This window comes from Microbacterium sp. SCN 71-21 (genome assembly GCF_001725695.1).
In the GTDB taxonomy this organism is placed as follows: domain Bacteria; phylum Actinomycetota; class Actinomycetes; order Actinomycetales; family Microbacteriaceae; genus Microbacterium; species Microbacterium ginsengisoli.
On sequence record NZ_MEGA01000115.1, the window covers coordinates 1 to 494 of the forward strand.

General features: G+C 64.2%; 1 protein-coding gene. It reads left to right on the forward strand.

Annotated elements, in window-relative coordinates; all coding sequences use genetic code 11:
- The coding region (locus ABT08_RS12725) for an extracellular solute-binding protein (protein WP_288115197.1) at positions 1-465 on the forward strand (465 nt) is incomplete at its 5' end.
- Positions 466-494 lie beyond the last annotated feature (29 nt).

Sequence of the window (494 nt, forward strand, 5' to 3'; positions counted from 1 at the left end):
AAGTACCCGATCTTCGTCTCCGGCAGCTGGTGGTACGGCCGCTTCACCTCGGAGATCAAGAACTACGACTGGGGCATCTTCCCCTTCCCCGGCTCCGACCTCAGCCTCGGATCCTCCGGCAACCTCTGGGTGGTTCCCGCGAACGCGAAGAACAAGGACCTCGCCTACAAGTTCATCGACATCACCATGCGCCCCGAGATCCAGGCGATCATCGGCAACAACGGTGGCGTCCCCGTTGCGGCGAACCCCTCGGACATCACCGACGCAAAGAGCAAGGAGCTGATCTCGGCGTTCAATGCGATCACCGCCAAGGACGGGCTCGCGTTCTATCCCGACTGGCCGACGCCGACCTTCTACGACACCCTCGTCGCCCAGCTGCAGAACCTGGTCAACGGGACGGATCCGTCGAAGGTGCAGTCCGCTCTCGGCAGCGAGTACGAGACGTACGCCTCGACGATGCGCTGACACCCCGGGGCGGGGCCGGTTCACCGGCC